The organism is Micromonospora eburnea, assembly GCF_900090225.1.
In the GTDB taxonomy this organism is placed as follows: Bacteria; Actinomycetota; Actinomycetes; order Mycobacteriales; family Micromonosporaceae; genus Micromonospora; species Micromonospora eburnea.
This window is the reverse complement of record NZ_FMHY01000002.1, coordinates 2,199,245-2,211,140: the sequence shown is the minus strand read 5'-3', so window position 1 is coordinate 2,211,140 and position 11,896 is coordinate 2,199,245. Positions and strand designations below refer to the sequence as shown.

The window sequence follows — 11,896 nt, the reverse complement described above, 5'->3', positions numbered from 1 at the left end:
GGCAACGGTCAGGACGAAGTCCTGCCCGGGGGGCCACCCCCCACTCGCCCTCCCCAAGAGCGCCCCCGGCCGTCCCTACCGCCCCGGGGGGTCAGCTCTGCGGCACGCCTGCGGCGCGCAGCGCCCAGAAGTTCGACCGGTACTGGTCGTGGATGGTCGCCGACCGGATCCGCAGCAGAGCCTCGTCGTCCTCCCGCAGCGCCTGGTCGGAGTAGTTGTGGCTGCCCGTGATCACCCACTTGGTGTCCCGCAGGCCACGGTACGTCCCCTCGATCAACATGTACTTCGAGTGGACGATGTAGCTGCCGCTGATCCGGTAGAGCTGGATTCGGTCGTGCCCGCCGAGGATGCTCCGCACGTCCCCGCCCATCTCGGTGTAGACGACGTCGACCCAGCACTTCCGGTCGGCCAGCTCACGCAGCTTGGTCGCGATGGCGTTGCGGCTGAAGTCCCACATGCCGATCCGGATGACGGTGCGTCCCGTCTCGGTGCCGACCGAGGTGTTGCCCTCGCAGGTGACGTTCTCGTCGAGCATGTTGTAGATCGTGTCGGTGCTGGCGCTCGAGCCGGCGCGCGGGAAGAAGTACGACTCTGCGTTGCCGCCGGAGGTGGTCCGGTAGTAGTCGTTGTTCTTCATCTGGGCCGCCAGGTCGTTGAAGTAGGCGACGTACGCGTTGTAGACGGCGGTGTTCCCCGACCAGGGTCAGCGCGTTGTTCCAGGCCTGTTCTGCGTTGCTGACGGTCAGGTTCGCCGAACTCTGCACCAGCACCTGCTCTGCGACATTGGTGCGGTGTCCGCTTCTAGCTGTACTGGCCGGGGACGTTGATTGAGTCTCGGCGTCGTGAGTCCACGATCGCAGGCGGTGAAGGAATCAGGGCCGGTGGCTCTTCGCCTTTTGTCGGGCGTAGTAGGCGCGGGCGCGGTTGCGGTCGCCGCAGTCCTTCGTGTTGCACCAGCGGCGGTTCCGCCGCGGTGATGTGTCGAGATAAACCCAGCCGCACTTGGCGTCTTCGCACTGGTGGAGGCGGTCGAGGTCGTCGCGCTGGGTGAGAGCCACGAGCCCGCGGACGATGCGATTGCGGGGCAAACAGAGGTCGGTTTCCCGGTCTCGCCATTGCCAGCGGTCGCCGGTGCGGACCAGGTCGGCTGCGGCGATCGCCGCCCGGTACATGCCCGCGAGGTCTGCGGCGGCTTCGGTGTCATCCTCGAAGAGAGCCGCGTAGGCGCTCTCGCGCGCTTCGATGACCTGTTGCCGTTCCCGCTCGGCCTGGTCGTCGTCCTGGCCGGCGAGGTCGCGCAAGGCCACGGCCTCGTCTCCGCTGATCAGGTCGGACTCGACGCACCAGTCGACGACGTCGGAGAAGGTCTTCAGGTTCTCGGCGCGTTCGCGCCCGCCGAGGCGCCAGGCAACGGTGTTCACCAGGTCGAGCATGCGGTCGCCCGAGATGTGGCCGAACCTCACCATCAGCTCCTCTCATGGCCAAAGGCATTGTTGCATGTGAGACCACCCCAGTGGCATGCTCACCCCCAATCAGCCAATCACCCATGAGAACAGCATCAGGAGACAGACCGTGCCTGCCGCCGCCCCACGCAGATCGTTCACGGCGCTGTGGGCGTCCCAAGCGTCCTCAAACCTCGCCGACGGGCTACTGCAGGCCGCGGCGCCGCTGCTCGTCGCCACGCTGACCCGTGACCCGCTCGCGGTGGCGGGCATGACGGTGGTGCAGTTCCTGCCCTGGCTGGTCGCAACCCTCCCCGCCGGCGCGATGGCCGACCGGATGGACAGACGTCGGATACTCACCGCTGGCAACTGGCTGCGCGCGGCCGGGTTCGCGCTGCTCGCCGTGACCTTGGCGAATGGATGGCGCCACGTCGCACTGCTCTACGCCGCAGTGTTCCTAGCCGGCTGCGCCGAGACGATGGTCGACAACGCCGCCCTGACCATCCCGCCCCGTCTCTTGCCACGCGAGCAGCTCGAGCGCGCCAACGGCCGATTGTTCGCGACCCAGTCCGTCATCAACACCTTCATCGGTCCGCCTGCCGGGGCGGCGTTGTTCGCGCTGGCAGCATCAGCGGCCTTCTACACCGGCGCGGCCGCGTTCGCCCTCGCCGGCCTGGCAGCTCTACTGCTGCCCGCGCTGCGCCCCACCAGCGGGGAACAGCAGCGCCGCCACTCGACCCCGACCACCATCACCCAGGACATCCGCTCCGGATGGGCCCACTTCTGGCACCACGACCTGCTGCGCCGGGTCGCGTTCATCTCGGCGGCAATCAACTTCTTCGGCGCGGCCACCGGCGGGTTGCTCGTTCTGCTGATCACCGGCCCGTACCACATGCCCATGTCACGCTACGGCCTGTTCATCGCCGTCCCCGCCGCCGGCGCGATCGCCGGCTCACTGCTCGCCGAACACGTCGTGCCCCGTATCGGCGGCGGCCCCACCACCTGGCTCGCCGCCCTCACCCCGGCCGCCAGCTACGCCATCCTCGGCCTGAGTCACAACACACCCCTCGCCCTTGCCAGCATGTTCTGCGCTGCCATCGCCACCTCGCTGAACCAGATCGTCGTCAGCACCCTGCGCCAAGCAGCAGTCCCCGACGAACTCCTCGGCCGCGTCACCGCCGCCTACCGCCTGGTCGTCCTGGGTGTCGTCCCCCTCGGAGCCCTCGCCGGCGGCATGCTCGGACGCAGCCTGGGAATCCACGCACCCTTCATCGCCGCAGCCCTCGGACTCGTGCTCGCCGCGCTCCTGCTCGCCTCCCGGGTCACCACCCAAGCCCTCCGTGACGCCGAAAACAACCCATCAGTGCGTCACGAACGCAGACAGGAGCTACTGATCTAGGCGAAGTTTCGGGGCCAATGGGCTGTCTCGTGAGACACCGGCGAGTCTGGAGCAGGACGGGTGGAGGTGTATCGCCTTCCGCGAGACCGGCGGGGTGTACCTGCAGTCACGGGCCGGCCGGAACCTGACCACCTACTTCCCCAACCCTCGGGAATTCCGTTAGATGCACGGCCACTGACGCTCCAGGCGGATCGCGCGCTGCAGATTCCGAGTCTTCTGCATGGCTTGTCCCGTCTGGTGACTGACCGCAGCTCTTGCATCTGATGCACGTTATGCCCATCGGAGGGGATGGGCGGATGGCGCAGCGTCAAGGCCTTGAGGTGCCGGGTTCGGCGCGCATGGGGTTCACGACCGGCGTGGTGCATCTGCGGCCCGAGGACGCGATGGTTGAGGCGATGCTGCGCGGCTGGCGGGCGCAGCACCATGGATTTTCCCCGGCCGGCCGTGGACTCAGCCGATCAGCCCCGAGGCGCTGCGCAAGCGCCTCTCGGCGATCGGCGTGCCCGCCCGCGCCGCTCGCACCGCGGCACTGTTCCAACTCGCGTCGAACTCCCCGCCGCGGTGCTTGCCCGCTGCCTTGGCATCGACATCAGCAGCGCCGTGGCGTGGCAGCGCGCAGCCGCGGGCGACTGGCACGCGTACGCCGCCCGCATTGCTAACCACGAGTAACCGCGGTCCTGGTCTTGTTCGACTCGCGGTACGAGGTTGCGGTGGTGCACGTGGACCGTCCACGTGCACCACCGCAACTATGGCGCGTCTTCGGGCCGGTCGGTTGTTTGAGACTCGTGCCTGCTGGTCTCACACCGCGGTGGGCCGGTTGATGTCCCGCTAGCGGCCGATGTTGTCCAGCGCGGTGAGGTCGTCGGCGGAGAGCGAGAGGCCCGCGCCGGCGACGTTCTCGTGCAGGTGGGCTGTGGAGGAGGTGCCGGGGATCAGCAGGATGTTCGGCGAGCGCTGCAGCAGCCAGGCCAGGGCGACCGACATCGGTGTCGCCTCCAACCGGGCGGCCACGGCCGAGAGTTCCGACGACTGCAGCGGGCTGAAGCCGCCGAGGGGGAAGAAGGGCACGTAGGCGATGCCCTCTTCGGCGAGCGCGTCGATCAACTCGTCGTCCTGGCGGTGCGCGAGGTTGTACATGTTCTGCACGCACACGATCGGCGCGATCGCCTTCGCCTCGGTGACCTGTTCGGCCGTCGCGTTGCTCACCCCGAGGTGCCGGATCAGGCCCTGCCGCTGGAGTTCGACAAGCGTCTCGAATGCCTCGGCGATCGGGCCGGGCTGGGGTCCTTCGGCGTTGCCGAGCCGGAGGTTGACCAGGTCGAGTACCTCGAGGCCGAGAGTTTCGAGGTTGTCGTGGACGGCCCGGCGCAGGCTTTCCGGGTCGCGGGCCGGCGGCCAGCCGCCCTGCTCGTCGCGGGTTGCGCCGACCTTGGTCGCGATATGCAGCGATTCGGCGTATGGGTGCAGCGCTTCGCGGATCAGCTGGTTGGTGACGTGCGGCCCGTAGGCGTCGGCGGTGTCGATGTGGGTGATGCCGAGGTTGACGGCCTCGCGGAGGACGGCGAGGGCGCCGTCGTGGTCGGCGGGCGGTCCCATGACCCAGGGGCCGGCGAGCTGCATAGCGCCGTAGCCGAACCGGGTGACGGTCAGGTCTCCCAGCGTCCAGGTACCGCCGGGAAGGGAAGTGGAGATCATGCTCGTACCTTTGTCTTCGTGTTTGGGCCAGGCGATAATTCCGCCTGCCGGATACTTGCTCCACTGTGACCGCGTTACTCTCTATCGGGAAGTAGGCACTTGCAGGTTCGTTAGGCACCCAACGGTTGGAGGAGTCGCCGATGGCGACGACAGCGTCCCAGAAGACGGCGCAGGCAAAGATCGAATATGACGCTTTCCTAGCGGTATGTCCTAGTCACCAGCTGCTTGACCGCATCTCCCACAAATGGGTCGCGCTGATTCTGGCCGCTCTGGGCAGCGGGCCCGACTGCGTCGGCGAGCCGCGGCCGATGCGCTACTCGCAGTTATCCCGCCTGCTGGCCGGTGTGAGCCAGAAGATGCTGACTCAGACGCTGCGCTCTCTGGAGCGCGACGGGCTGATCAGCCGCACCGTGGTGCCGACCGTGCCCGTCACGGTCTCTTACGAGCTGACCGAGCTCGGTCTGTCCTTGCATCAGATGATGCGCGGCCTCAAGATTTGGGCCGAGACGCACATGGACGACGTGCTCACCAACCGCGCGATGCACGACACCAGCACCGCCTGATATCGACAAATCGCCGTGGTGGTGCACGTAGCGGAGAAAAGCGTGACCGCCACAGGCAGCGTTGATTTGCGCCGAGCGGGCCATGATGAAGGTACTCATCTCGGCCAGATTCGGAAGCCGCGCGGGCTTTCAGTCGCCACCCAGAGCACGCGGCGCGCTGGCCCCAAGCGCGCCGCATGGGGGCGGTCCTGCCAAGCGACACACCGTAGGGCCCGCCGCCATGGCGCGGCCCCAGGCAATTCGGACCATTCTGATATCCGACGGTGCCAGCAGACATCACCCGCGCCATCCGCGCCGCGATCCCGCCGGGGGTGGTCCTCGACGGTGAGCTGATCGCCTGGATCGGGGTCGGACCAACTTCGCGCTCCTGCAACGCCGGGTCACCGCCGGCCGCGACCTGCTGCGCCTGGCACACGACTCCCCCGCCCACTACGTGCTGTTCGACCTCCTCACCGACACCGGCGGACAGATACTCCTCCAGCAGCCGCTGTCACAGCGACGCGCCCGGCTGGAACACCTGCTCACCGACGCACCAGCGCAACTCACCCTCACACCACAGACGACCGACATGCGGCAAGTGGCCGACTGGCTGCTGCACTGGACCGTCGCCGCAGGCATCGAAGGCGTGGTCAGCAAACGCCTGGACGGCCGATACGAGCCCGGCCGCCGCGGCTGGTGGAAGTTCCGAACCAGGCTGGTGACCGAAGCGATAATCGGTGGGGTAACCGGCAGCATCAGCCACCCGGACACCGCCCTCGTCGGACGGTTCGACCGCAGGCAGCGGCTACGCTACACCGGACGCACCCACCCGCTGACCCAAGGCCAACGCCAGGAACTCGCGGCGCTGCTGCGCCCACCGCGCCCCGCACCACACCGCGGCGCCGTGGTCCACCCCTGGCCAGCGCCGCTGCCCGCATCCCGGTCCGGCCAGTTCGACCGACCCGAAACCGCTGCGATACGTACAAGTCGACCCCACCGTCGTGGTCGAGATCGACGCCGACATGGCGTTCGAACACCAACGGTGGAGACACCGGGTTCGCTACGCCCGGCACCGGCCGGACATGTCGGTGTACGACGTGCCGTTGCTCCTCGGCGAGGAGGCGGGCTACTTCGGCGATCTGGGCTAACCATCCGCCGGCTCTTCCGGCTGTGCTCGTGGACGGGCAGTGGAGAAGCGATACCCCGGGTGCCGGGATTGCCGTCCGGATGACGTCGTCGTCCGCCTCAGAGAGTGTTGTGATGCCTGGACGTGATCTTCGCTGACTGTGTCAGCGAAGATCACGTCTGTGTCGCCGTGTCTGTAAACCGGCGTACGAGTCGTCGTTGACTGATGGGCAGTGGACAGTGATCGAGCCGTTGCTGCCGCAGCGAAATCCGCGTCGGGGCGGTCGGCCGTTGCGGTATCCACGTCGGTTAGTCATCGACACAATCCTGTACGTGCTGCGGACCGGTACGGCGCCACCCGCACCGCGTCTCGCAGCCGGTCATACCCCCGGTCCCACGTCCCGTCGGTACTCCAGCAGCGAAACCACCGGTAGGCCACGTCCCATGGCACGAGGTCATGCGGGACGTGCCGCCACGAGGGACGTGACCCGCAGCCATCGGCCGCGGTGCTGGACTCGCAAACCGCGCACAGCCACCAGGGCGGTGAGGCGGTCGGCTACGACGCCGGCAAACACACTCGGGGCCGTAAGCGCCATGTCCTGGTCGACGCCTGCGGACTGTTGCTCAAGGCGGTGGTGCATTCCGCGTCGATACAAGAGCGTGCCGGCGCCAAGTTGGTCCTCGCGGGGATCACCGAGACGTTCCCGCTGTTGGGCCTGGTCTGGGCCGACGCCGGCTACGTCAACCGGGTCGACGCGGGCCTGCTGGCATGGGCCCGCACGCACGCCGGGATCGACCTGCAGATCGTCGCCCGCAACGCCGACGTGAAAGGCTTCCAGGTGCTACCCCGACGTTGGGTGGTGGAACGAACCTTCGCCTGGTTGGGACGGTGCAGACGGTTGGCCCGCGACTACGAGCGCAAACCCGCACACGCCGAAGCGATGATCAAAGTCGCCATGATCCGCCTGATGGCCGCCCGCCTCGCCGGCGAGGACATCGAACCGCAAGGCCCAATCGAGACCGAAGCAGCCCGACGCCTCGACGACGAACTCAACCAGACGTAATACTCCAGTTACCCAACACTCTCTCAGGCACCGAAACCGGCGCGGCAAGGGCAGCTCTCGGCCAAGCTCTGACCGGCACCGACAGCCGGGTACTGACGGCTGAGGAATGGATCACCGACGTCACTGACCAGGTCCGGCGCAGTAACAACTTCGGCCTCACCATCCTGCTCGGCCCAGCCGGGGTCTATGCCGCCATCGCCGTCGTCAACGCCACCCTCATCGGCGCCACCCAACGACGCAGGCAACACCGAGCACTCGGCCTGCTCGGCGCGACACGCGACCAGCTGCGTCGCACCGCGCTCTGGCAAGCCGCCCTCATCACCGGCGCCGGTCTGGTCCTCGGCGGACTCACCACCGCATTCCTCGGCTGGCTCGTCCGACGAGCAGTCGCCGCCGACCTCGCCGGCACCGGAGTGCATGTCTCGATGACCGTTCCGTGGCTCCCACTGCTCGCGATCGTCTCGGCCTGCGTCGGCCTCGCCGTGGCAGCGGCCATAGCAGGTGCGGCAGGTCGCCAGAGCCGGGCCACGACCGCGTGACCAGTGCGAGCGGGTGGCGACCCCAGTCAGGCCCGCCCGGCGCGGGATTCCAGGGTCCGTTTGATGACGGCTGCGCCCTGGGCCATCGCCGTTTGGATGGGCACGGCGAGATCGTCGGGTAGCACGTCGTGGATCCAGATCAGTCGACAATGGTGCTGATCTTCAGCGACGACCTGCATCGAGGCGTTGTCATGATTGGGACAGAGGGTATCTCCGATGACCGTATAGACGATCCGGCGAGCATCGCCATCGACGGAAATGAACCGTTCGCGTGCCACCGTGCCGTCGGCGAAGGTGACGACTCGACAATCTCCGTCGATGCGGGTGTCGACGACGTAACCGGGCGCCATGCGCGAAGGACCCGTACCGAAGTCGCCGATGACCTTCCAGACATCGTCAGCACTGGATTTGATCGAAATTTCGTTGCGTATTGAAGCCATGCTCCCTACCTGTGGTAATCGTGGTGTGAGGACCCGGGTTCAGAGGCCGGCGGCCAAGCAGAACGGGTGTCCCGCGGGGTCGGTAAGCACGGTCCACTCATCGCCGCCGGGTTGGAACTCGGGTTTGGTCGCACCGAGTGCCAGCAGTTCCTTGACGGTGTGGTCGATGTCGGCGACCTTGAAGTCGAGGTGGGCGTGTTTCGCGGGATCGGGCCAGGTCGGCGGCTGGTAGCCCGCGACATGCTGGAAGCCGAGCTGAATGGCGGCATTGCCGCCCAGATATACACAGTCGGCGTCGCTGTACGTGACCTCCCAGCCGGTCACCGTCCGGTAGAACGCCGCAAGTGGACCGGGTTCGGCGCAGTCGATGACGATCGTGGCGAGTTCGGCCAGTGCAGGCATGTCAATAACTCCTTCAAAATCGGGGTGCCCACAGCCTCCGCCGACCGGCACGCGTTGTCTTGAAGATCCTTGCAAGCGCCGGCTGTCAGACCCTGCGGGTAGCGTCGGTCCGTGCTTTCGTTCGTTGAGGTCGCGGCTCGGCCCGAGTACACCGTCACCGCGGTCACCTGCCGAGACGACCACAGGAACTGGTCCGTGGCTGAGGCGCACGACAGCTTCCGGGTCGTGATCGTGCGGCAGGGCAGATTCCGCAGAAGGACCGGCGGCGTCTGCGCCGATCTCGACCCCACCGTCGCCTATCTCGGTGTGCCCGGCCAGGAGGAGCGCTTCGCCCACCCGGCCGGCGGCGACGTCTGCACCTCAGTAACCCTGGCCCCCGCACTGTGGCGAGCCCTCGCCGGCGATACCCAGCGGGTAAGGCCGACCATCTACGTCGACGCGCAAGCAGATCTGGCACATCGGCGGGTTGTCGCCGCCGCTCGGACCGGAGACGTCGACTTCGCGCTCACTGAGCAACTGCTGAAGCTGATGAGCCACGCGATCACGCAGGCCGTCACCGAGCCCACCCCAGCCGGAGCGAACACCGCCGGTGGTAACCGCCCACTCGTCGAGGCGGCTCGTGAGCTGATCGGCGCCGATCATCCCGCCGCCGGCGGCTTGTTGCCGCTGGCGGCGTTGCTCGGCGTCTCGCCTTACCGGCTGAGCCGAGCGTTCACCGGGGAACTCGGGGTGTCGCTCACCCGCTACCGCAACCGCGTCCGCGTCGCGCGCGCGTTGGACCGGTTGGCAGCCGGTGAGCCTCGGCTCGGCGTGCTCGCCGCAGACCTCGGCTTCGCCGATCAGGCGCACCTGTGCCGGACGCTACGAGCCCACGTGGGTCACACCCCGACCGGGCTGCGCCGCCTGCTGACACAACCTGCCGCAGCGCTGCCGGTGGGCTAGCTGGCAGGCAAGCCCAAGTGGATCATGTACTAACTTGATCTTTAACCTGTCGGGCGGCGGCATCGACCCCGGCTGATCATGAGGGCAGCCCTTGATCGATCATTCCTCTTGTCTAGTGCCGTGACCACGAACGTTCACGGTGTTGGTTGACACGCCGTCCGGCCTGTCGGTCGGACGGCGTCGTGGCGGTCAGGCTGTGGCGGTGGCAGATCCTGTACGCGTGCGGCGGCTGAGTGATCAGGAAGGTCAGCAGTTGCTCAGAATCACCCGCTGGGGAACCGGTTCACCGATCCGACTGCGACGGGCGATGGTCGTGCTCGCGTCTGCCGGCGGGAACGACGGGGCATGTCGTCGGAGGTCCAGCCCAGCAGCAGCATCAAATCGCCGGTGTCCCCACCGGCACGCTTTCACTCGTGGGCGAAGTTGTGCGCCAGCGATGCGCGTACACATCAGGAACTCCAGCTACCTGGCCGAGCCGCTTGAGCCGGATCTTGATGCCGTTCGGCGTCAAGGGCGCCCCGCCACGTTGCGCCAGTCACAGGTTCGGCAGGGCGGCACCCTTGTGTTTGTCCCGGACTCGCAGATACCGGCTCACCGCCCGGGCGGTCTTGGGTCCAAACCGCACCCGTCGGTCCTTCGCGCCCTTGCCGTGGAAGCGCACCGACTCGGTGTTCAGATTGACGTCCGCGACAAGGAGGTTACCGACCTCGGACCGGCGGACGCCGGTGTTGCACAGCAGTCGGATCAACGCCTCGTCACGCAGATTGGCCAAGCCTCTGCCCTTGCACGCGTCGAGCACCTTACTGGTGTCCTCGTCACGCAGGACCGGAATCAACTTGCGGGACGTCGTCGGCTGCCGAACCCGGTCCATCGGTGATCGGTCGATGGCCTGCTCATCGACAAGCAGCCACTTAAAGACCTGCTGCAGACCCTTGTGCTTGTTCAAACCGGTCGACGCGGACCTGGTCTCGATCATCCAGGCCTGGAACGCCTCCACATGCACCCGCGTCACCGCGCACGGGTCGTCGGCCCCGCCGTCGGCGTCCGGATCCGGCGAGCACTCCCCAGAAAGCGGCCGAGTTGAGCGGCAGCGAGGAGGTAGTTGTACCGGGTCGTCTCCGGGTAGTTTCCCGCCCGCAGCGACCGGTCCCAGCCCCGCAGGAACCCGGCCCAGGTCCGAGACAGTCCGTCGGTGAGCTTCTGAAGATCCAGTAGTGGCATGACAACCTGCCCGAGTCAGGAGCCCAACAGCGGCGCGCTAGACCAGGCATCCATGTCAAGCAATGAAAAGAGGGCTCCCGCAAGTCTCTGACCTGCGGGAACCCTCACACTGTCGGGACGGCCGGATTTGAACCGACGACCCCTTGACCCCCAGAGATCGGCAATGAGGTCCGGTTCGGCTCGCGCGGCTGGTCAACGGTCCGATGGTGGTCACCATGGTTCCGCTTGGTGTGGTCGGTTGCTGTACCCCACTGCTGCACCACTGGGCCTCGCCCGCCGCCAGCCTTCCGCCGCGCGCCCGTGGGCCAAGCTGACCTTTCAAGATCTGCAGTACGGGGCAACTGGCAGCCGTCAACTGTGCTAGAAAGCTACACATGCAAGGTTCTCGATTAATCCCGGTTCGGGATACCTCGAAAGGTTGGACGATGCTGCGCAAGGGCCTAATGATCCTCGCGATCTCAGCACTGCTCGGTGCCACAATGCCGGCGAGCGTGGCATCCGCCGGGCCCTCCGGCGACGCGGGTGCCACGTCGTACGGCCAGTTCACTAACTACGGCCGGGTGGACGGCACCGGCATCCATCTCAAACCCACGAGCGCGTCGCCGTGGCTGACGCTCATCACGCCCGCCAATCCCGTCACCGACTTCTGCTACAAAACCGGGGAGACGCTGAACGGCACAGCGTATTGGGACGTCGTCTACCACCCGCAGCAGAAATTGGCCGGGTGGACCAATGAGTGGTACCTGACGAGCAAAGCCCAAACGCTCTGGTGCGACGACTCGGCCGCAATGGAAAGCTACTACGGCCACAATTTCGCGCAATACGACAACATTGCCGGGCTCCACAGCTGCACGAACAACACCTGCCAGGTACTCACGATGCTCGGCGCGCAGGTCGAGGCGTTCGAGCTCTGCTATTCCACCGGCGCGACACTCGGTACCGGGAACGACAGGTGGTCCCTGCTGTACTACAGGGTCCCTGGTACTTCCACCGTCCACGTCGGCTGGACGCACCAGAACTGGCTCCGCCTGCCGGGCACGACCTGGCACTGCTAACCCGCCCCTCCCTCCGTCGCCGTGGGTTGC

12 protein-coding genes and 3 pseudogenes are annotated in these 11,896 nt (G+C 66.9%); 9 read left to right on the top strand and 6 right to left on the bottom strand.

The features are described from left to right. Positions 1-91: 91 nt before the first annotated feature. Together GA0070604_RS10470 and GA0070604_RS10465 are read right to left on the bottom strand one after the other, a co-directional pair. Positions 92-637, bottom strand: coding sequence for a phospholipase D-like domain-containing protein (locus tag GA0070604_RS10470; RefSeq protein ID WP_091117764.1), 546 nt, complete (start codon positions 635-637; stop codon positions 92-94). 235 nt (positions 638-872) lie between these two features. After that, positions 873-1,466: a CGNR zinc finger domain-containing protein gene (locus GA0070604_RS10465; RefSeq protein WP_091117762.1), complete on the bottom strand. Its 594-nt coding sequence runs from the start codon at positions 1,464-1,466 to the stop codon at positions 873-875. Between the two features lie 106 nt (positions 1,467-1,572). On the opposite strand from GA0070604_RS10465, the gene GA0070604_RS10460 reads away from it, so the two are divergent. Beyond that, entirely contained in the window at positions 1,573-2,841 is a 1,269-nt protein-coding gene (locus GA0070604_RS10460) for an MFS transporter (RefSeq protein ID WP_091117760.1), read from the top strand. Positions 2,842-3,669: 828 nt separating this feature from the next. Here GA0070604_RS10460 and GA0070604_RS10450 read toward each other — a convergent pair. Then, entirely contained in the window at positions 3,670-4,536 is an 867-nt protein-coding gene (locus GA0070604_RS10450; RefSeq protein ID WP_091117755.1) for an aldo/keto reductase family oxidoreductase, read from the bottom strand. Positions 4,537-4,676: 140 nt separating this feature from the next. Here GA0070604_RS10450 and GA0070604_RS10445 point away from each other — a divergent pair, with 140 nt between their 5' ends. The 6 genes and pseudogenes from GA0070604_RS10445 (at position 4,677) to GA0070604_RS34240 (ending at position 7,806) form a co-directional block, all read left to right on the top strand. Continuing rightward, the gene (locus tag GA0070604_RS10445; protein WP_091117753.1) at positions 4,677-5,099 is read left to right on the top strand and encodes a winged helix-turn-helix transcriptional regulator; all 423 of its coding nucleotides are present in this window, start codon (positions 4,677-4,679) and stop codon (positions 5,097-5,099) included. A gap of 337 nt (positions 5,100-5,436) precedes the next feature. After that, positions 5,437-5,724 (top strand): annotated as a pseudogene (locus GA0070604_RS33460) (ATP-dependent DNA ligase); the annotation flags it as partial. A gap of 355 nt (positions 5,725-6,079) precedes the next feature. Beyond that, entirely contained in the window at positions 6,080-6,226 is a 147-nt protein-coding gene (locus GA0070604_RS33455) for a hypothetical protein (RefSeq protein WP_244161821.1), read from the top strand. A 196-nt stretch (positions 6,227-6,422) separates the two neighbouring features. Then, positions 6,423-6,542: pseudogene (locus tag GA0070604_RS34245) on the top strand (transposase); the annotation flags it as partial. Positions 6,543-6,697: 155 nt separating this feature from the next. Next, positions 6,698-7,267: pseudogene (locus tag GA0070604_RS10425) on the top strand (IS5 family transposase); the annotation flags it as partial. Then, on the top strand, positions 7,267-7,806 hold the full coding sequence (locus GA0070604_RS34240; RefSeq protein ID WP_425256116.1) for an FtsX-like permease family protein: 540 nt from the start codon (positions 7,267-7,269) through the stop codon (positions 7,804-7,806). The pseudogene GA0070604_RS10425 and the gene GA0070604_RS34240, both read left to right, overlap by 1 nt. A 26-nt stretch (positions 7,807-7,832) precedes the next feature. Here GA0070604_RS34240 and GA0070604_RS10415 read toward each other — a convergent pair whose 3' ends face one another. Both GA0070604_RS10415 and GA0070604_RS10410 read right to left on the bottom strand, forming a co-directional pair. Further along, a complete protein-coding gene (locus tag GA0070604_RS10415; RefSeq protein ID WP_091117751.1) occupies positions 7,833-8,246 on the bottom strand; it encodes an SRPBCC family protein in 414 nt (137 codons plus the stop codon). A 39-nt stretch (positions 8,247-8,285) separates the two neighbouring features. Next, positions 8,286-8,648, bottom strand: a complete 363-nt coding sequence (locus GA0070604_RS10410) for a VOC family protein (protein WP_091117749.1) — start codon at positions 8,646-8,648, stop codon at positions 8,286-8,288. A 111-nt stretch (positions 8,649-8,759) separates the two neighbouring features. Here GA0070604_RS10410 and GA0070604_RS10405 point away from each other — a divergent pair, with 111 nt between their 5' ends. After that, positions 8,760-9,590, top strand: a complete 831-nt coding sequence (locus GA0070604_RS10405; RefSeq protein ID WP_091117746.1) for a helix-turn-helix domain-containing protein — start codon at positions 8,760-8,762, stop codon at positions 9,588-9,590. A gap of 535 nt (positions 9,591-10,125) precedes the next feature. Here the strand turns inward: GA0070604_RS10405 and GA0070604_RS33450 are convergent. Beyond that, the gene (locus GA0070604_RS33450; protein ID WP_244161820.1) at positions 10,126-10,602 is read right to left on the bottom strand and encodes a tyrosine-type recombinase/integrase; all 477 of its coding nucleotides are present in this window, start codon (positions 10,600-10,602) and stop codon (positions 10,126-10,128) included. A 634-nt stretch (positions 10,603-11,236) separates the two neighbouring features. Between GA0070604_RS33450 and GA0070604_RS10390 the strand changes: the two genes are divergently transcribed. Continuing rightward, entirely contained in the window at positions 11,237-11,866 is a 630-nt protein-coding gene (locus GA0070604_RS10390) for a hypothetical protein (RefSeq protein ID WP_091117744.1), read from the top strand. Positions 11,867-11,896: the final 30 nt, after the last annotated feature.